18 protein-coding genes are annotated in these 19,891 nt (G+C 43.2%); 8 read left to right on the top strand and 10 right to left on the bottom strand.

Going from position 1 to position 19,891, the window contains the following annotated elements:
• Positions 1-1,170 carry a glycosyltransferase family 2 protein gene (locus tag IEV61_RS13855; protein WP_188417621.1) on the top strand — a complete coding sequence of 390 codons (1,170 nt, stop codon included), beginning with the start codon at positions 1-3 and terminating at the stop codon, positions 1,168-1,170.
• Here IEV61_RS13855 and IEV61_RS13850 read toward each other — a convergent pair.
• Positions 1,139-3,643, bottom strand: a complete 2,505-nt coding sequence (locus IEV61_RS13850; protein ID WP_188417620.1) for a mechanosensitive ion channel family protein — start codon at positions 3,641-3,643, stop codon at positions 1,139-1,141. The genes IEV61_RS13855 and IEV61_RS13850 overlap by 32 nt on opposite strands.
• A 352-nt stretch (positions 3,644-3,995) precedes the next feature.
• Positions 3,996-4,415, bottom strand: coding sequence for a type II 3-dehydroquinate dehydratase (gene aroQ / locus IEV61_RS13845; protein WP_188417619.1), 420 nt, complete (start codon positions 4,413-4,415; stop codon positions 3,996-3,998).
• A 122-nt stretch (positions 4,416-4,537) separates the two neighbouring features.
• Here aroQ and xerD point away from each other — a divergent pair, with 122 nt between their 5' ends.
• Positions 4,538-5,437, top strand: a complete 900-nt coding sequence (gene xerD / locus IEV61_RS13840) for a site-specific tyrosine recombinase XerD (protein ID WP_188417618.1) — start codon at positions 4,538-4,540, stop codon at positions 5,435-5,437.
• Positions 5,438-5,540: 103 nt separating this feature from the next.
• Here the strand turns inward: xerD and prmC are convergent, their stop codons facing one another.
• Positions 5,541-6,401, bottom strand: a complete 861-nt coding sequence (gene prmC, locus IEV61_RS13835) for a peptide chain release factor N(5)-glutamine methyltransferase (protein WP_188417617.1) — start codon at positions 6,399-6,401, stop codon at positions 5,541-5,543.
• Between the two features lie 33 nt (positions 6,402-6,434).
• On the opposite strand from prmC, the gene ribD reads away from it, so the two are divergent.
• The 6 genes from ribD (at position 6,435) to bioB (ending at position 11,825) form a co-directional block, all read left to right on the top strand.
• Complete coding sequence (ribD, locus tag IEV61_RS13830; RefSeq protein ID WP_188417616.1) at positions 6,435-7,481, top strand: bifunctional diaminohydroxyphosphoribosylaminopyrimidine deaminase/5-amino-6-(5-phosphoribosylamino)uracil reductase RibD; 1,047 nt, start codon at positions 6,435-6,437, stop codon at positions 7,479-7,481.
• 8 nt (positions 7,482-7,489) lie between these two features.
• Entirely contained in the window at positions 7,490-8,353 is an 864-nt protein-coding gene (locus IEV61_RS13825) for a DMT family transporter (protein WP_188417615.1), read from the top strand.
• 2 nt (positions 8,354-8,355) lie between these two features.
• Positions 8,356-8,970: an IMPACT family protein gene (locus IEV61_RS13820; protein ID WP_188417614.1), complete on the top strand. Its 615-nt coding sequence runs from the start codon at positions 8,356-8,358 to the stop codon at positions 8,968-8,970.
• Positions 8,971-9,060: 90 nt separating this feature from the next.
• A complete protein-coding gene (locus IEV61_RS13815) occupies positions 9,061-9,339 on the top strand; it encodes a hypothetical protein (protein WP_188417613.1) in 279 nt (92 codons plus the stop codon).
• Positions 9,340-9,439: 100 nt separating this feature from the next.
• Positions 9,440-10,789, top strand: a complete 1,350-nt coding sequence (mgtE, locus tag IEV61_RS13810) for a magnesium transporter (protein WP_188417612.1) — start codon at positions 9,440-9,442, stop codon at positions 10,787-10,789.
• Between the two features lie 28 nt (positions 10,790-10,817).
• Positions 10,818-11,825, top strand: coding sequence for a biotin synthase BioB (bioB, locus tag IEV61_RS13805; RefSeq protein WP_188417611.1), 1,008 nt, complete (start codon positions 10,818-10,820; stop codon positions 11,823-11,825).
• A gap of 85 nt (positions 11,826-11,910) precedes the next feature.
• On the opposite strand, the gene IEV61_RS13800 is transcribed toward bioB, so the two are convergent.
• The 7 genes from IEV61_RS13800 to IEV61_RS13770 form a co-directional block, all read right to left on the bottom strand.
• Positions 11,911-12,315 (bottom strand): hypothetical protein, encoded by a 405-nt coding sequence (locus IEV61_RS13800; protein WP_188417610.1) that lies wholly within the window; start codon positions 12,313-12,315, stop codon positions 11,911-11,913.
• A 32-nt stretch (positions 12,316-12,347) separates the two neighbouring features.
• On the bottom strand, positions 12,348-14,753 hold the full coding sequence (gene topA, locus IEV61_RS13795; protein ID WP_188417609.1) for a type I DNA topoisomerase: 2,406 nt from the start codon (positions 14,751-14,753) through the stop codon (positions 12,348-12,350).
• Positions 14,754-14,887: 134 nt separating this feature from the next.
• Positions 14,888-15,976 (bottom strand): tRNA 2-thiouridine(34) synthase MnmA, encoded by a 1,089-nt coding sequence (gene mnmA, locus IEV61_RS13790; RefSeq protein ID WP_188417608.1) that lies wholly within the window; start codon positions 15,974-15,976, stop codon positions 14,888-14,890.
• Positions 15,977-16,285: 309 nt separating this feature from the next.
• On the bottom strand, positions 16,286-16,588 hold the full coding sequence (locus IEV61_RS13785; protein ID WP_188417607.1) for a hypothetical protein: 303 nt from the start codon (positions 16,586-16,588) through the stop codon (positions 16,286-16,288).
• 119 nt (positions 16,589-16,707) lie between these two features.
• Positions 16,708-18,078: an NAD-dependent succinate-semialdehyde dehydrogenase gene (locus IEV61_RS13780; RefSeq protein ID WP_188417606.1), complete on the bottom strand. Its 1,371-nt coding sequence runs from the start codon at positions 18,076-18,078 to the stop codon at positions 16,708-16,710.
• A 400-nt stretch (positions 18,079-18,478) separates the two neighbouring features.
• The gene (locus tag IEV61_RS13775) at positions 18,479-18,826 is read right to left on the bottom strand and encodes a DUF3140 domain-containing protein (RefSeq protein ID WP_188417604.1); all 348 of its coding nucleotides are present in this window, start codon (positions 18,824-18,826) and stop codon (positions 18,479-18,481) included.
• Between the two features lie 58 nt (positions 18,827-18,884).
• Positions 18,885-19,820, bottom strand: coding sequence for a KpsF/GutQ family sugar-phosphate isomerase (locus IEV61_RS13770; protein ID WP_188417602.1), 936 nt, complete (start codon positions 19,818-19,820; stop codon positions 18,885-18,887).
• Between the last annotated feature and the right edge of the window lie 71 nt (positions 19,821-19,891).

Raw genomic sequence — 19,891 nt, 5'->3', positions numbered from 1 at the left:
ATGAATGAACCTAAAGTTGCTGTTGTTATATTAAACTGGAACGGCCTTAAATTTTTACAGCAATTTTTACCCTCGGTACTGCAATCAAACTGGCCAAACCTGGAGATTGTAGTGGGCGATAACGGCTCAACCGATGGTTCGGTGGAGTTTTTAAGATCGCGGTACACTAACCAGGTCACCGTAATACAAAATGATGAAAATTACGGCTACACCGGCGGTTATAACCGGGTAGTTAACCAGGTGAAGGCCGATTACTATATACTGCTGAACTCCGACATTGAAGTTACTCCCAACTGGATAGCGCCTATTATACAGCTGATGGAAAGTGATAGCATTATTGCTGCTGCCGCACCCAAAATTAAGGCTTACGACCGTAAAAATTATTTTGAGCATGCAGGCGCAGCCGGTGGCTATATAGATAAGCTGGGTTATCCGTTTTGCCGCGGGCGCTTATTTTACGAGGTTGAAGAAGACAGGGGACAGTACGAACAATCGGGCGAAATATTTTGGGCATCGGGCGCGGCGCTGTTTATTCGCAGTAGCTGCTGGTTTGAGGCCGGCGGTTTTGATGAGCGTTTTTTTGCCCACATGGAAGAAATTGACCTGTGCTGGCGATTGAAGAATATAGGTTACAAGATCATGTACTGCGCCCAGTCTACCGTGTACCACGTAGGCGGCGGCACGCTTAATACCGAAAATCCATTCAAAACTTACCTCAATTTTCGCAACAATCTTTGGCTTATTAAAAAAAATATGCCTGCCATGCGTGCCAGCGTGGTAATAGGCACGCGCATGTGGCTCGATCTGATAGCCCTCCTACGGTTTTTAGGCGAAGGTAAACGCAAAGATGCCTGGGCCGTAAGCAAAGCCCATCAAAGCTTTGTAAGAAGCCTGTTTCGAGGTGCGGGGAGCGAGGTTTTTAGAGCGGGGAGTGAAGTAGTTGGAGTGAAGAAAGAGGAGCGAGGTTCTGTAACGGACGTATCGCAAATAAACGGCAGCACCTCGCACCCCGAAACCTCGCACTCCGCACCTCAAATCCCCGCACCCCGCACCCTAAATACCCCTAAGTCCCCGAACCTTGCTGGCTTGTACAAACGCAGTATCGTGACCCAGTTTTTTGTGAAGAAGAAAACACACTTTACGGATTTGGATTCAAAGGATTTTCATTAGCCGGTGGCGTGGTTCCCTCGGGGGTAGGCGCATCGGAGTTGGGGAGCTGTACAAAAACCTCTTGCTTAGGTGGTGGCATTTCAATGCCCTCGTTTTCAAACGCTTTATATATACTGGACAACACGCGGCTCTTTAGCTGCTGCCACATGGAAATATCGGCGGCCCAAAACTGTACCTTGAAGTTAACAGCGGTTTGTGTTAGTGTATCCAGGAACACCATCGGCTCGGGATTTAGCATAATATCTTCCCGGTATGCCATCACCTTCCTTAAAATATTCTTTACCTGGTCAACATCACAACCATGAGCTACACTAATAGAAAGTTCAACTTGGCGGTTATTATCGCTTAACGTCCAGTTAATTACGTGCTGAGATATCAAATCGCCGTTAGGGATAATTATTTCGGCACCGTTACCTGTTGATATTTTGCTCGAACGTATTCCAATTTCTTTAATAGTGCCCGAGTGATTGGCCACCTCAATAACATCGCCCACCTGCACCGGTTTTTCAAAAGCCAGTATCAAGCCCGATACCAGGTTGTTTACAATGTTTTGTAAACCGAAACCCACACCCACACCCAGGGCACTAATAATGATGGTGATCTTATCTAACGGAAAACCCGATGCACCCACGGCCAGCAAAAAGCCGACGCTGAAAATGCCGATACGAATGAGCAGGAGCGAGGTACGCGTTTTACGTTGAGCCGAAGTGGTGGCCCTATGCTGACCTGCAAAATCATAAAAATAAGTAATAACACGTGCCAATATGCTGGCTAACCAAATAACGCCCACAAAAATAATAATGCTGCCAAAGGTGAACAATGTGCCACCCAGTTTACGCGATTGGTTAAGGAAACTGCCAGCCAAATCAAAAACACCATCCTCTACACTCAAATTCTGGAGCAGGATAACCACCCACATCACAATTGCTATGATATTGATAATGCTCTTAAATTTGCCCTGTAGTAACTTAAAATCAAGATAAGAGCTAATGCTGTCTTTATCTACCTTATTGGCTTCCAACTGTAAAAAGAGGCTTTGTACCAATATTTGCACAAAGTAGTATAAGCTAATGGCCAACCAAAAGTTGTAAAGTGCCGTAACCCCAATAATTTTAGACAGGCTAAAGCGCCCTGCTATATTGAGTACCGATGCTATTACTTCTAAAACAATAAGCGCCCATAAAGCAAAGCGGCTGTAAGGAATATAGCTTTCATGCGTGGTGTCAAGTTGATTCACAAACCGATAGGTTATCCAAACGGTAGCTGCGGTAAGCAACAAAAATACGATACGGTCTACGTTAGATACCTCTATAAATAAATTGCTGATGCTGAACACCACCGTAAGCCAAAATAGCAGGCGCAGGTATTTGAACGGCGGCAACGGACAAGTTTTACGGGTGAGGTAAAGCAAGCAAATCATCGTCACTATAAAAATGCTTTCCAGGAATACCATCGGCGGCTGGTCGTACAAGTAAGGCATAATGAGCGATGCGACAAGGAACGACACCGCCACCGGGTAAATAGAAATGTAATTGGTTTGCTCGAGTATATCTTTAGCGCCTTTTTTAGTTTTGATGATCTTGCGGCGGTTAAAAAATACCCAGCAAAAGAACCCAACCAAAATCATTAAGCTCACTAAATGCATGTACGATTCGCCGTTGAGCAGATTAAACAGCCGCATATTCATGTTCAGCGTGCGCTCAAATGATGAAACGAAAGTGGTGCCATGGGCAGGTGTCATAGCCCATATGTAGCCATATTCGCAATTAAGCGAGTTAATGCTAAAATTCCTGATCTTGGTATTAATAAGATCTTTTTCTTCGATGATGGATATGTAAGCCGATGTTACCCGGTTTTGCATCAGTCCGATACGCAATAAGGCTTTCTTGTTGAGCTCGTCGAGCTTTTGAGCTTTAAGTTCTATACTGCTGCGCTGCTGTAAAAAGGTAAGACGCAGGGTGCTATCGGCCGGGAAAATACGAAATATAGAGTCTTTACCTATCTGGTTTATTTGCTCGTCTATATCGGCCAGTTTCTCGTTAATTTCTTTGAGCTTGTCTTGCCAAATATCCAGCCGGTCTTGCTGCTTGTTTAAAATATCCCGAATGGCGTAGAGGTAACGTAGCGTGCCCGACCTGTCGCGCACAATAAGATTGCGTACTACGGTGTTAAGTTTTTCGGTTCGGGGCAGTTGTGCGCTAATCTCCGTAGTGTCAAGTCCTTTACCCAGCCTTGTGCTTATTTGGTTGAAAGACAGTGTATAATACTCAATACGTTGAAGTAAATTATTGGTCGATGTATCAGAGGTGCGGTAATACCTCATCATCGAATCGCGGCGAAGTATGGCCGCCCGCAGTGAATCGCTTACTGTACGTGCACGCTTGGTTTTGGATTGCGCCTGGCTTTCTGTAGAAAAAGCAAGACCTATAAAAAAAGATAAAGTGAGTATCCGGATTAGGAAATTTTTACGCATTGCAGCAGCTAAGTATCAGTTGATGAGTGTATAACGGTTATATACGAAAAGCGCTTGACTTAGGTTGTGTAAAAGCTTCTAAAGTGCGCCAAATCTCTTTGGAAAAAATAGTTGTTGGTTTTCAATTCTTTCACACGGGGAGGGGGGCGGCTGGCTTGGGTTTAGACGAAGGTTGGTGAGTCGCATCATTAAACCCCTCCCTGCCCTCCCAAGGGAGGGATTTAGAGGCGCACTATGTTACGTTGTATTTTAAATGTTTAAAAATAGGTGTCGGCCTAGCCAGCGCATCTGGTCGGGAGCTCATCTTGAGGGCAAAGGGAAAGACTACTTCGGACTCATTGAAGTCATAAATTTAAGATGCAAATAAACTCTCCAACGCCAACCTGTACCCATCCAGCCCAAAACCCACAATAATACCTTTACAATTAGCTGAAAGATAGGAGTGATGCCTGAACGACTCGCGTTTATGTACATTGGAAATATGCACTTCAATAACCGGGGTATTGATGGCCGCAATGGCATCGGCAATAGCAATAGAGGTATGCGTGTAGGCGCCTGCATTCAAAATGATGCCATCAAAGTCAAAACCAACTTCATGCAGTTTATCTATCAGTTCGCCCTCTTTGTTGCTTTGGTAATAGCTTAACTCATGGTTGGGGTAACGTTGCTGCAGTGTGGTAAAATAGCTTTCAAAGCTGGCATCGCCATAAATAGATTTTTCTCTTATGCCCAACAGGTTTAAATTTGGCCCGTTGATGATCTGTATTTTCATCAGGATAATTTAATAAGTAATGATGTAGCTATTTAAGCCGTTATTTGCTTTGTATTAAAGGCAGCAGCCAAGTGGTTGTTACCCTTCAAACTTAACTATAAAAACACTAAAACTAAAACAGGGTGGATTGGCAGTCGGCAGTTAAAGGATTTCAAAATTATTTAAAGCTCGAAAGGTCGCTGTCGGCTAACTCTATTGAAGCCTATAGCCGAGATATAGGTAGGTTGAGAGAGTTTGCTGAAAGTAAGCCTGTTGTGCTTAAACCAAATGCCATTGTGCTGGATGATTTGCGTGAGTTTATACAGTGGATAAACGAATTGGGCATGATTCCCTCAACCCAGGCACGTATTCTTTCAGGGATAAAATCCTTCTACAAATTTATGCTGATCGAGGATATGATCAGCGCCGACCCTTCTGAATTGTTAGAATCTCCGCGCATTACGCGTAAACTGCCCGATACCCTGAGCTATGAAGAAATTAATGAGCTAATTGCCGCCATTGATCTTTCCAAACCTGATGGTACCCGTAACAAAGCCATCCTGGAACTGCTGTACAGTTGTGGCCTGCGTGTTTCGGAGCTAACTGAGCTCAAGATCTCTAATTTGTACCTGGATATTGAATTTATCAAAGTAACAGGTAAAGGCAATAAAGAAAGGCTGGTGCCTATTAGTCACACCGCCATCAAAGCCCTGCAATTATGGCTGGAGCACAGCCGGGTACATGCAAAAATTAACAAGGGCGAGGAGGACATCGTATTTTTAGGCCGCAGAGGTACCAGGCTTACCCGCGAGTTCATTTTTATGCTGATCAAGCAACTGGCTACGCGGATAGGGCTGAAGAAAAAGATAAGTCCGCATACCTTTAGGCATTCCTTTGCTACGCATCTTATAGAACGTGGCGCCGACCTGCGCGCCGTTCAGGAAATGCTGGGTCACGAAAGCATAACCACCACCGAAATTTACACCCACTTGGACCGGGATTATTTGAAGAGCACCATCATCCAATATCACCCCAGGAGCTAACTTTTGTTTGAAATTTCCCTACTTTATTCAAACGTTTTTAAGGACTTCAATACATGAGGAAATATGAAGTTTTTTGAAGAAATATGAATTTTTAAGTAACTTTTTAAAGCAAAATCGCCCTGATCATTCGGTCTTTACCTGCCATATCCTGCCGCAGTTCAATGTGCTGAAAACCTTTTTTGACGAGCATGTCAACCGTTTCCGCCCCGTAACTTTCATTGATTTCGAAGAATAAATTACCCCCTTTCACCAGTTGATTGGTAGCGAATTGGGCTATGGCGTTGTAGAATAACAGCGGGTCATGGTCCGGTACAAACAGGGCAGTATGAGGCTCAAAGTCGGTCACATTCCGGTGCATCTGCAGCTTATCGGCATTGGTTACATAAGGTGGGTTACTTACAATAACATTGTATTTCTGACCGGTTATTTCAGGTGTTTTCAGGCTTAAAATATCAGCTTCGATAAACGTAATATCCACTTTGTTAACGGCTGCATTACGTTGAGCAGTTTCTAAAGCTGAGGGTGATATGTCTATTGCAAATACTTTACTATCAATTAATTTTGATTTTAACACAATAGGTATACAGCCACTTCCGGTACCCAGATCGAGGATGTTGTATCCGCTGTTTCGTGGTATGGTCTGCAAGATCCATTCCACCAGTTCTTCCGTCTCCGGCCGGGGTATAAGCACCGATGGATTTACCTCAATGGGTAGGCCATAAAACTCGGTATGGCCTAAAATATATTGTATGGGTTTGCCGGTCTTTAGGTCGTCTAAATAAGTGAGTAGGCGTTCGCTTTGCACTACATTAAGCTCCGTCTCGGTAAAGGCTCTGACCGATGCCCTGCTGAGGCCTGTTACTTCAGTGATTACAAGGCTGGTAATAGCTTCTGCCTCGGGAGCGGTGTATATCTCAGCCAAGCTTGTCTTAAACACATCAAAAGCATCTTTAACCGTTTTCATACAACAAAGAAACATAAAAGCTACTTTTGTGCGATGGCAATTCATGAAATTTATATGCAGCGCTGCCTGGAGTTAGCTGCTTTGGGTGCTGGTAACGTAAGCCCAAACCCTATGGTAGGCGCCGTTATTGTGCATCAGGATAAGATTATAGGGGAGGGTTATCACCAAAAATATGGCCAGGCACATGCCGAAGTTAATGCCGTGAACCAGGTTTTGGATAACTATCCAAATGCAGCAGAGCTATTTAAGCAATCCACCATCTATGTATCGCTTGAGCCATGCGCACACTATGGTAAAACGCCTCCCTGCGCCGATCTGATCATTAAACACCAAATCCCCAAGGTAGTGGTTGGTTGCCGCGATCCATTTGCACAGGTAGATGGTAAAGGAATTGAAAAACTGCAACAGTCTGGTATAGAAGTTATTGTAGGTGTATTTGAACAAGAGTGCCGCAACTTGAATAAGCGTTTTTTTACCCGCGTACAAAAACAGCGGCCTTATATTATTTTGAAATGGGCTCAAACGGCTAACGGTTATTTTGCACCTGCCGATGGGACTCAGCATTGGATAACCGGCCCTGAAGCTAAAAAACTGGTTCACCAATGGCGCAGCCAGGAAGACGCAATTTTAGTTGGAAAGAACACGGCGCGCATCGATAATCCTCAATTAAATACCCGGCTATGGCCCGGTAAATCGCCCAAGCGGGTTGTCATAGATCGGAATTTGCAATTAGACACCACTTTGCATTTGTTTGATAATTCGGTTGAAACCTTTGTGTTTAACGCCATTAAAACAGATATCAACGATAAAACTAAATACATTGCCTTAGAAGACTTTGAACGCTTTGTGCCTCAATACATCCTTTTTCAACTGTATCTGCAGGATATTCAATCAATCATCATAGAAGGCGGAGCGCACACATTAAATGCTTTTATTGAAGCAGGTTTGTGGGACGAAGCGCGTATATTTACCGGCGAAACGCTGCTTCCGGCAGGAATCAGGGCGCCTGTTTGCTTTGGATATAACACGCAGGAAAGCCAGGTAGGACAAGATCGATTGCAGATTATTTACAACCAATAGAACCTTTAATGCTTTACATATTTTTAAGTGTTTGCTGTAGTGTGCTGGTTTCCATACTGCTCAAAATGGCCAAACGCTATCAAATAAACGTGGTACAGGCCATAACCTGGAATTACGCCATTGCAGCCGGCTTAACCTGGGTTTTCTTAAAACCGCAGATCAAAAGCGTTACCCAAGCACCTGTAAATATTTACCTGTTATTAGGCCTTTTGCTGCCAGCCATATTTTACATTATGGCATCGGCCGTGCGTAGTGCCGGTATAGTACGTACAGATGTTGCCCAGCGGCTATCATTATTACTTTCATTAACTGCAGCCGTCTTTTTGTTCAACGATCATTTTACAAGTTTAAAGATAGTTGGAATTGCAGTAGGCTTCGTGGCAATATTTTGCTTAATACCCTGGCAAAAAAAGCATGTGGTTACCCAAGGCAACCGCAATACGTGGATGTACCTGCTGGGTGTATTTTTAGGTTTTGGTACTATTGATATTCTGTTTAAGCAAATGGCGCTTAACAAAACAGCGCCATACACGGCCTCGTTGTTTATTGTTTACCTGATAGCGTTTGGCGTTTCGCTGCTTGGTTCGGCATATCAAATTCAATTTAAGAAAAAGCGCTTTATGTTCAGGCATATCTTTTTTGGCTTTATTTTGGGGCTTTTTAATTTTGGTAACATTCTGTTCTACCTTAAAGCACATACTGCGCTGGCCGGCAATCCATCTACCGTATTCACCGCTATGAACATTGGAGTAATTAGCGTTGGTACCTTGGTTGGGCTTATCGTTTTCAAAGAAAAATTGGGCGTATTACATAAGGTAGGCATAGTGCTGGCTGTAATAGCCATTGCATTGATAGCCTATGCTTCCAAATAGTTATGTTGTTCGAAGATACTTACCTTACTGTTGCTAAAGCCGCCGAAGCAACATTTGCAGATCGCGGCAGCAAACTCATTGCCTACGTTTATCCCATAGCTTCCGAAGCTGATGTTAAACCGCTCGTTAGTCAGCTTAAGTCGGCACATCCAAAGGCAAACCATTATTGTTGGGCATTGAGGTTAAGTCCTGACCGCTCTGTGTTTAAATTGAATGACGATGGCGAGCCGTCCGGTACTGCCGGCCGGCCAATTTTAAATGTCTTGTTATCTAAAAATATAACCAATGTTTTAATTGTAGTGGTGCGTTATTTCGGCGGAAAACTTTTGGGTGTTCCAGGTTTAATCAACGCTTACAAGACGGCTGCAGAAGAGGCTTTGAAGCTGTCGGAAATCATAGAAAAGGTGAGCAGCGATGTTTATAGTATTGAGTTTGATTATTTGAAAATGAACGCCGTAATGAAGCTCATTAAAGAAGAAGGTATAAACATACTTAATCAGGAGGCAGATAACCGATGTGTTTTTGAAATTTCTGTTAGAAAAGGTAGTGTAAACCAAACCATTAGCCGTTTAAACGGTTTAAGTGATATCAAGATTGTATATCGTTTTAGCAATTGAAATGTTTATTAAATTAATAATTAATTTATTGCGTTTAATGTAACTAATGCTTAACCTGGTACATCATTTACATCAAACCTAAGAAATATCATGAACGGCTTGCCAATTGGAATCTATCTCGAAAATGAGAGGAGGTTCGAGTTCGACTTTGTTAAACATTTACTAAAAATCAAATTCTTTAAAGAAACTCAGCCGGCGGGTACCATCGTTTCGCCTTTTCGTTTAATCAAGAACGATGACAGCTATTATTTGCTTATTCACAACTACGATCGCCTGGGCGAGCGTAAGATCATGATCGAATCTATTGACCAGGACGAACTGGTTATTAATCATGACAATACCTCATATAAGCTTAAAAAAGTAGCTTAACAACATAAAGTATTTAAATAGCGATTTTTAGTAGGAGGGTGATAGCAATATTACCCTTTTTTAGTGCCGTATTGCCTGTTATTTCGTAACTTGGGCATGTATGCAATCTTTTGATATTGATAAGTCAGACCTGCTGCGTATTAAAACTGCGCTTAATGGAAGTGATGCCGAACTACAACAAGTTCTGCAGCAATACCATACGTCTGAAATTGCTATACTTTTCGAAAAGCTTGAACCTGATGAGCGCGAACGGATCATCAATATTCTACCTGCCGAGGAGGCATCCGAGGTTATTTCCGAAATGGATGAAGAGCATCATCCAGCAGAATTATTAGCTAACCTTACCTCCGAAAAGCGTTCTGAAATTGTTGAAGAACTCGACTACGATGATGCGACCGACCTGCTATCGCAGATGGACGAAAGCGACCAGCAGGATATTTTGCGGGAGATTGACCAGGAAGATGCCACCAACATCCGGGCCTTATTAAGTTATGATGAGGATACCGCCGGCGGTTTGATGAATACCGACCTCATCAAGGTTAACGGTAAACTGAACAAGAACGAGGCACTGGAAGAGATCATCAAGCAGTCGGAAGAAATGGAGGAGTTTTATACGCTCTACGCCGTAGACGATGCTGATGTGTTGTTGGGTATACTTTCCATTAAAGATATTATAAAAGCCCGCCCCATGGTTAGGGTTGAGGAACTGGTTAAAAAAGATTATGTTTATGTAAAAGCCGATTTGGATCAGGAAGAAGTTGCCAAACTCATTTCTCAATATAACCTAACCAGTATCCCCGTAGTAAACGATGATATGCGTTTGCTGGGCCGCATTACGGTAGATGATATTATCGACGTAATGGAGGAAGAAAATACTGAGGATATTCTAAAAATATCGGGTGTATCTGAAGATGAAGAATTGAGCGGGGGCTGGCGCGATGCGGTAAAGAGCCGTTTGCCCTGGTTAATCATCAATTTGGCCACGGCATTCCTGGCAGCCTCGGTTATACGGAGTTATGAAGATACAGCAGCTAAATTGCCAATCATATCGGCTTATATGATCATTATTGCCGGTATGGGCGGAAATGCAGCCACCCAGGCATTGGCTGTAACGGTGAGGCGCATATCTTTAAGTGACCTAACCGACAGGCAAGCTTACATGACGGTGCTGAAAGAAGCTTTAGTTGGCATGACCAATGGTGCTACTAACGGAGTAATTGTAGCCGGAGTGGCTATGTGGTACGATGCTAACCCTATATTAGGCCTCGTAATGTTCTTAGCCATGACGGGTAACGTTATAGTTGCCGGTTTAACAGGTGCTACTATACCCCTGATATTGAAAAGGGTAGGTATTGATCCTGCCGTGGCTTCCTCTATCATCATCACTACATTTACAGATTGTATAGGTTTTTTGCTGCCTTTATGGTTGGCAACAAAGCTTTTATTATAAATTTGCCACCATTAACTTACAACATTATATGACTGAAGTAAGACACGACTGGACAAAAGAAAAAATTTCAGAAATTTACCATACCCCGCTGCTCGACCTGATTTATCGGGCAGCAACTATTCACCGCGAAAATAAGGATTATGCCGAAGTACAGATAAGTTCATTAATATCGGTTAAAACCGGTGGATGCCCTGAGGATTGTGCTTATTGTCCGCAGGCTGCCCGTTACCAAACCGGCGTAAACGTACATGCTATACTGCCTAAAGAGGAAGTAGTAGCCGCTGCCCAAAAGGCGAAAGCCGGAGGTGCATCTCGCTTGTGCATGGGCGCTGCCTGGCGCGAAGTGCGCGACAACCGCGACTTTGACAAGGTGATTGAGATGGTGAAGGCCGTTAACGAGCTGGATATGGAGGTATGCTGCACCTTAGGCATGCTAAACGAAGCACAGGCTCAGCGCTTGGCTGATGCCGGCCTGTACGCTTATAATCACAACCTCGATACCTCAGAGGAAGATTACAAGCGCATCATTACCACACGTACTTACGACGATCGCCTGCAAACCTTAGAAAACGTACGTAAGGCTAAAATATCGGTTTGTAGCGGTGGTATTATTGGTTTAGGAGAAACGGTAGAAGACCGTATTTCGATGCTAAGAACATTATCTAACCTGCCTAAGCATCCTGAGTCGGTTCCGGTAAATGCATTGGTACCTGTAGCCGGTACACCATTGGCCGAGCAGCCCCGTGTTTCTGTTTGGGATATGGTGCGCATGATAGCAACTGCACGTATTGTTATGCCACGTACGCAGGTACGCCTGTCTGCGGGTAGAACTGAAATGAGCACAGTAGAACAAGCGTTATGCTTTATGGCAGGAGCAAGTTCCATCTTTGCCGGAGAGAAACTACTGACCACGCCTAATCCATCTTTTGATGAAGATATGGCCATGTTTGAATTACTTGGCTTAACGCCACGTAAAGCTTTCAAAAATGGCAGGCCTAATCAAGCAGAAGAGATCAAAGAATATTTGGAAGCATAGTATTTGTGTTCTTTAACAAGAAAGCCTCAGCAAAAATTGCTGAGGCTTTCTTGTTTGCTTTTGGAAGCAGAGGTGAAAATGACGTCTACTTAATCATTACGCCAACTTTATTCAAAACGGGTAACTTTATAAAATTACCTTCTACAATACTTTCGGGCACGAAGATGAACTTCTTGTCATAGATATCGCGTCCTATATAATAGCTCACCCAATACTCGTTATTTAGACCAAATGTTTGCTCGTCTATAGGTTCAATTAAGGCGGTAGAGTTGCCCTCAATGATGGGCATCATATGGCGAAGGGTAGATGTCTTTACCTGTTCGCCATCTTTTTCACCATAACCCTTAGAGGTAATTAATATGTTTTCTATCGGTTGATTTTTCAGGTTGATCAGATACACGTACCATATCTTGCTTTCGGCGCTTTCTTTTTCAAGCGCTACGGCTACTGCAATGTCTTCAACAATATTTTTTGGCAAATCATTTATCATAACTAAAAAACGCCCGTTGCCGGGCGTGTGTTTTATTTTTTCTTGGCTGTTGTTTTTGCAGCTGGTTTTTTAACTGCAGTTTTGGTCGCCGGCTTCTTTGCAGCAGGCTTGGCTGCGGCCGCTTTTTTACCCGCCGGTTTCTTGGTGTCTTTCTCCATGGCATCGGCCAGGGCTTTGCACTCTTCAAAGGTCAGTTGCAATGGCTCCTTACCTTTAGGAATCTTAATATTTAGTTTTCCGTACCCAATGTAAGGCCCCCAGCGTCCGTTCAATAACTTCATTTCCGGATCCTCATCAAACGTTTTGATCAGCTTCTCGGCATCTTTAATACGTTTTTCCTTAATAATCTCTATCGCCTGCTCTTCGGTCACCGTCATTGGGTCTAAACCTTTGGGTAACGAGTAAAAGCTGCTATTATGACGAATGTACGGACCAAATTTACCTATGGCCACGGTCATATCTTTATCCTCAAACTCACCTGCTTTTTTCGGAAGCTTAAATAATTCCAGGGCTTCTTCTTGCGTAATGGTTTCGATCATCTGTCCCGTGCGCAGGCTGGCATACAAAGGCTTTTCTTCTTCATTGTCGCTATCGCCAATTTGCACAAAGGGACCATAGCGGCCTATGCGTACCGACATCTTCTTACCGGTTTCGGGATGAATGCCTAAGTCGCGTTCGCCACGGGCTTTATCAGCCGTTTCAATAGTGTTTTGTACCCCTTCATGAAAAGGCGTGTAAAACGTGCGGATCATGTTAGTCCAATTGGTTAAGCCCTGGGCAATTTCATCAAATTGCTTTTCAACATTAGCCGTAAAATGGAAATCCACTATGCCTTTAAAGTGCTGTACCAAAAAGTCATTCACAACAGCGCCAATATCGGTTGGAAATAGCTTATTCTTTTCCGCACCGGTATTTTCAGTCTTCTGTTCCTGCTTAACTGCTTTATCTTTTAATGTAAGTACGCGATAATTACGTGTTTTACCTTCGCGTTCTTCTTTAACTACATAGCCACGGTTTTGTACGGTGGAGATGGTTGGTGCGTAAGTAGAAGGACGGCCGATGCCTAACTCTTCTAATTTTTTTACCAAACTGGCCTCGGTGTAACGTGCCGGTGGGCGGGAGTAACGTTCGGTGGCAGTCATTTCCTGCAAAGCAAGCAACTGACCTTTGTTTAAAGGAGGGAGGATAGCGTTATTTTCATCCGAGGTGTTGTCCTCATCTTCATCGCTCGATTCCAGGTAAACTTTTAAGAAGCCGTCAAACTTCATCACTTCGCCGTTGGCTACTAAATCCTCTTTCCGGGTGGAAATCTCAATTTTAGCAGTGGTTTTTTCAAACTGTGCCTCGCTCATTTGTGATGCAATGGCACGTTTCCAGATCAGCTCATACAACCGTTTTTCAGCATTATCGCCATCAACGGTATGTACATTAAAGTAGGTAGGACGGATGGCCTCGTGCGCTTCCTGTGCGCTGGCCGATTTGGTTTTATATTTACGGAACTGGTGATATTTATCGCCGTAGGCAGATGTAATTTCCTGTTGTGCAGCGGTTAAAGCCGTTTCAGATAAATTAACACTATCGGTACGCATATAGGTAATCTTACCAGATTCGTACAACTTTTGGGCAACCGACATGGTACGCGAAACGGAAAATCCCAGCTTACGGCTGGCTTCCTGTTGCAGCGTAGAAGTGGTAAAAGGTGCTGCCGGCGAACGCTTGGTTGGCCGTGTATCTAAGGATTTAACGTTGAACGCTGCATCAATACAGTCGTTCAAAAACTTCTCGGCCTGTTCCTGCTCGGCAAAACGTTCGGGCAGTTCAGCTTTGAAAGACTCACGTCCTTTACCAAATATCGCTACTATACGGAAAGCAGCTTCAGCCTTGAACTTATTGATCTCACGCTCGCGCTCTACAATTAAACGCACGGCTACCGATTGTACACGCCCGGCAGATAGGGAAGGTTTAACTTTTTTCCACAATACCGGAGAAAGTTCGAAACCCACCAAGCGGTCTAATACCCGGCGTGCCTGTTGGGCATTAACTAAGTTATAATCTATTTTGCGCGGATTTTCAATAGCCTTAATAATAGCAGGCTTGGTAATTTCATGAAAAACAATGCGCTTGGTTTTATCTTCTTTTAAGCCTAAGGTTTCAAATAAGTGCCAGGAAATAGCTTCGCCCTCCCGGTCCTCATCGGATGCTAGCCAAACCATTTCGGCTTCTTTAGCTAATTTCTTTAACTCACTAACAATCTGCTTTTTATCGGCAGGTACCTCATACCTTTGTGCAAAGTTATTGGGTATATCTATGGCATCTTCAGATTTCACCAGGTCACGGATATGACCGTAACTCGATTTTACGGTGAAGTCTTTGCCCAGGTAACCTTCTATCGTTTTGGCTTTCGCCGGTGACTCAACTATGAGTAAATTTTTAGCCATTAAACGCTTTTTCTTTTTTGCAAATAAACACAATCAAACGCGAAACCAAAATTCGCATTTTGCATAAATGTATACTTTTATACCGTAAAACTTCAGAAATGTTTAAAATACCTCATTAAAGCAGAGGTAGGAAACTACATGAGAAAGCCACCACCCAGCAAGTCGTTACCTTCGTAAAACACGGCCGACTGACCCGGGGCAATACCCGATACGTTGTGGTGAAAATCAACTTTCATATGCTCGCCAATTTGCACTATGCTACTTGTAGAGCCTGCATCTTTATAACGGATCTTGGTAACCGCTTCCAAAGGCTCAGTGATGCTTGCATACTTAACTAGGTTAAGATTACGCACCCATGCTTCTTTACGTTCCAGTTGATCTTGTGTGCCTAAAACTACGGTATTTGTGGTAGGGTTAATTTGTGTAACAAACATAGGGTGACCAAACGCAACACCCAAGCCTTTACGCTGACCTATGGTATAGAATGGGTAACCTTTGTGTTTACCTACAATTGTGCCGTCTGCCAATACAAAATTACCACCGGCAACACGCTCATCCAGGTCTTCCACTTTATGGCGCAGGAAGGCGCGGTAGTCATTATCAGGCACAAAGCAGATCTCGTAGCTTTCGCTTTTCCCGGCTAATTCGGCCTGACCCATATCTAAGGCCATTTGCCTAATCTCAGGTTTGCTGAAGCTACCTAATGGGAAATGGGTACGTGCCAGATTTTCCTGCGATACGCCCCACAATACATATGACTGATCCTTATTTTCATCCTTGCCCTTAGACACTACATAACGGCCACTATCTTGCTGGCGGATATTAGCGTAATGCCCTGTAGCAATAAACTCACAGTCAAGCTTATCGGCACGTTTAAGTAAAGCTTCCCATTTAATGTGGGTATTACATAATACGCATGGGTTAGGGGTGCGGCCGGCTAAGTATTCATCCACAAAATTGTCGATAACGTAATTGCCAAACTCGCTTCGTATATCTAATATATAGTGCGGGAACCCATAACCGACGGCTAAAGCTCGGGCATCATTAATACTGTCTAAACTGCAACAGCCGGTTTCTTTAGACGAACCGCCTGCCGAGGCATAATCCCAGGTTTTCATGGTAAGCCCGATAACCTCGTAGCCCTGTTCATGCAGCATAATTGCTGCTACCGAACTATCAACTCCACCACTCATGGCTACTAAAATTCTACCGTGCTTACTCATATCAATTACAAAGATAAGCTTTAAAGTCTTTTGGCCGAAATATGCATCGTCAGGTTAAGGTAAAAGGATAATAATGTTGTGATCGTTTAGTTAACTAATGGTTAAATTATATTGTAAATCAAATATATACATAATTTATATAGACCAATTGATTAGGTTTTTCTTATAGAAGACATCACCTTGATTTTATGAATATAAAAGTTCTTATAATGTGTAATTTGCTTTAATTCAAAGCATTTTTTGAAGTGTATGCGAAACCGACATTTATCGAATTGCTTTTAAGAACAGTGATAAACTCGGCACATTAAATTATTTGTTCAACAAGTTAAACCTGCTTATCAGCAGGGGAAAGCCGGACTTGATCCAAAAATCACATTCAACACGTCCTCTGGACATTCCTCCTGTGTCTAATCTTTTCACATAATAGATCTTATTACTAACTAATTTATTTTCAGTGATTTCTTTAAAAACTGCATTTAAAAAATCTGAAAACTCTATTTCAGTTTTAAATTCACCCTTTTTTATGGCTGCTTCTTTCATTTCCTGCCATAAAACCGGATCTCCCCTAAGTCCCCATAGTTGTGGTTCCTCAAATATTAGTTCAAAGTTCATTTTGGTTATGATTTGTGATTATTGCAGTTTAGTTCTTAAAATAATTGCTTACTCATATAAAGAAGCAAAAGATGAAAGTGCCAAACCTTTAATAAAAGATTGTATACAAAGCTGCCTGCTTATTTAACAAAAACCGTTTTGATGTTTACAAACTCATGTATACCAAACATTCCCAATTCGCGGCCATAACCTGATTGTTTAATACCGCCGAACGGTAACCGTGGATCTGATTTTACGAGTGAGTTAACAAAGCACGAACCGGCTTCTAACCGCGTAGCGGCTATGCGTTCGCCACGTTGCATATCTTTTGTAAATACTGCCGCACCTAATCCAAAAATGCTATCGTTGGCGGCGCTTATGGCTTCCTCTTCATCTTTTACGGTTATTATTGCGGCTACCGGCCCAAACAATTCTTCGTCAAAAGCGGGCATGCCTTTAGTTACATTAATGAGTAAAGTTGGCGGGTACAAGGCGTTTCGTTCGCCGTTGGGAATAGTGCCGCCTAAAATGCATTTTGCTCCGGCAGCAATAGAGGCCTGTACTTGTTTATGCAATTCATCACGCAAATCTTGCCGGGCTTGCGGACCAACTTCTGTATCGGCACTTAACGGATCGCCCATGCGTTTGGTTTTCATTTTATCCAGCATTAACTGGGTGAACTTTTCGGCAACTTCTGCAACTACGATGAAACGTTTAGCGGCTATGCAGCTTTGCCCGCTGTTAATTAAACGACTATCGGTACAAGTGGTAGCCGCATGTTCCAGGTCGGCATCTTCTAAAATAAGGTATGCATCGCTGCCACCTAACTCCAGCACCGTCTTCTTTAGTACCGAGCCTGCCTTTTGCGCTACTTTTATTCCCGCCTGTGTACTGCCTGTTAAAGTCACCGCTTTAATTAAGGGGTTTTCTATCATGGCATCTACCATATTGCTGCCGGCCAGCAGCGTTTGAAAAACATGAGGAGGGAAACCGGCCTGTACTACCATTTCCTCAATGGCCAGGGCGCAACCCGGCACGTTGGAGGCATGCTTTAAAACACCGCAATTTCCGGCAGCCAGTGCCGGTGCTATAAAGCGGAACACTTGCCAAAAAGGGAAGTTCCAGGGCATAACGGCCAGTACAACGCCAATGGGTTCAAAAGTAATGTAGCTTTTGGTAGCATCGGTTTCAACTAACTGTTCTGTTAAAAACCGGGCAGCATTTTCTGCGTAGTAGGTGCACACTGCCGCACACTTTTCAATTTCGCTGGCACCTTGCTTAACTGGCTTGCCCATCTCCAATGCCATTAGCTTGGCCAGTTCTTGTTTTCGCTCCTGCAAAATGGCGGCAAGTTTATGAAGTAAACCCGACCTATCCTCCGCATTACTATTACGCCAGGTTAGCCAGGCAGTATGCGTTTGTTGTATTTTGTGTGCTACCAGTTCGTGGGTATGAGCTTCGTGAGTTGCTATAACTTCACCATTAAACGGATTGACTGATTGTATGATCATAGGGATAGAATTCTTAATGTAATTTGAATTTTAATTAAATGTAGAGAACCAATTTTAGATATAAAGAGTGTTTTAACGGTATTTTTGGGGTATTTAAACTATCAGTAAGTCGCAAATTGGTGATGGAAGATGTTAATTGAACAAAAAATTAATGTTATATACATAACAAAACTTAATGTTTTCTAACGAAACATTAGCAACACGATTAATTCCCTAAATTTTTCCTAAAAATGCATCCAACTATTGCGAAATTTTAACGCAGGCCTATATTTGTTATCAAACCTCAACAAATATGAATCTGACTAATTTAACAATTGAGCAAAAAATGCAAGGTATGATCTTTCTGGTAATCTGCTGTGTAGCGGTGATCAGGTATGTGATACTTTAGTGTTAAAGGATATTATTTTTTGGTATAATCATGTCCCCAGTTTTTGAGGGAATAATTCCAGTTGGTATCTGCTACATTGCCTGATGGTTTTTGTGCAGAATGCCTTTTAATGTAAGCTACTACTTTTTGCATATGCTTGTAGTCGGCTTCCTGTAACTCATCTTTCTTTTTGCGCAGTATACTGATGATCTTTTCGCCGGATTTGTGACCTACAGATTCGCCATCGCCGCTGTCCCAGCCAACTTTTTTTGACTCATCGGTCTTCAACCATTTTTCAATGGCTGATGCAGGCATATTCACCAGCTCTTTAAAATCGTTGTATATCTCTTTCTTCTCGTTATCTTCCAGATGCTTATCCATACCGTAATTTTAATACGATAATAACAGTTACAGGCAGGTTTTGTTAGCTCGATTAAGCCTAACGGGTATAGATCTGGTAAATGCCGCTCACTGTACGCATTGTGGGAGAGCCCACCAGTATCGTGGTTATTTTTTTATCCATCATTAATTCATCGGCTTCATGAATTAGCACCTCACCGGGTATAATAACAGGGTTGTGGCTCATAATGGTGCTTACTGTTTGGGTAGAGGTATCGGGGTTGCGCATTAGGGCACGTCGCAAATCGCCGTCGGTTATTACACCCTCCACGTAGCCTGGATTGCCTACAATCACCATCCCCAAGCGGCCTTCAGACATTCGCAGTAATAGTTCGGTAAAAGAAACGTCGGGCCCGATGAACGGGAGCACATCGGTACGCATCACATCTTTTACTTTAACCAGCAATTTGCGGCCCAGGCTACCGCCGGGGTGAAAGCGCGCAAAATCTTCGGGCTGAAACTTACGTGCCTCCATCAGGGCCACAGCCAAAGCATCGCCCATCACCAGCGTAGCGGTGCTTGATGAAGTAGGAGCCAGCTTGAGCGGACAAGCCTCGTGCGTAATATGCACGTTTAAGTGATGATCGGTGTTGGTGGCTATAGTTGATGCCGGGTTGCCGGTTATGCTTACTGTAGGGTTCTTATTCCATTTTAAAAAGGGTAGAAGCTTGATCACCTCATCAGTTTCGCCCGAGTAGGAAACCAGGATAATAAGATCATCATGCCCTATCATACCCAGGTCGCCATGAAAAGCTTCGGTAGGATGCATGTAAAAGCTGGAGGTACCGGTACTGGCCAGCGTAGCCGATATTTTTTTTCCAATAAGCCCCGATTTACCGGCACCTGTAATGATAAGTTTGCCCTTGCATTGCAATATAGCATCAACCGCCTGGGTAAACTGCACATCAATTAAAGCCGCAGCCTCCTGCAACGATGCTATCTCATCCTGAAATACTCTTCTGGCAATGTCTTGCATGGTATTGTTGTCTGTTTCGGGTTGTGTGTTGTTAGTTTCGGTTGTCAGTTGTCCGAAGTCTGTTTTCTGAC

The organism is Mucilaginibacter galii (assembly GCF_014635825.1).
Lineage (GTDB): Bacteria > Bacteroidota > Bacteroidia > Sphingobacteriales > Sphingobacteriaceae > Mucilaginibacter > Mucilaginibacter galii.
Note: the sequence above shows the minus strand (reverse complement) of the source record. Positions and strands in the feature narration are given on the sequence as shown.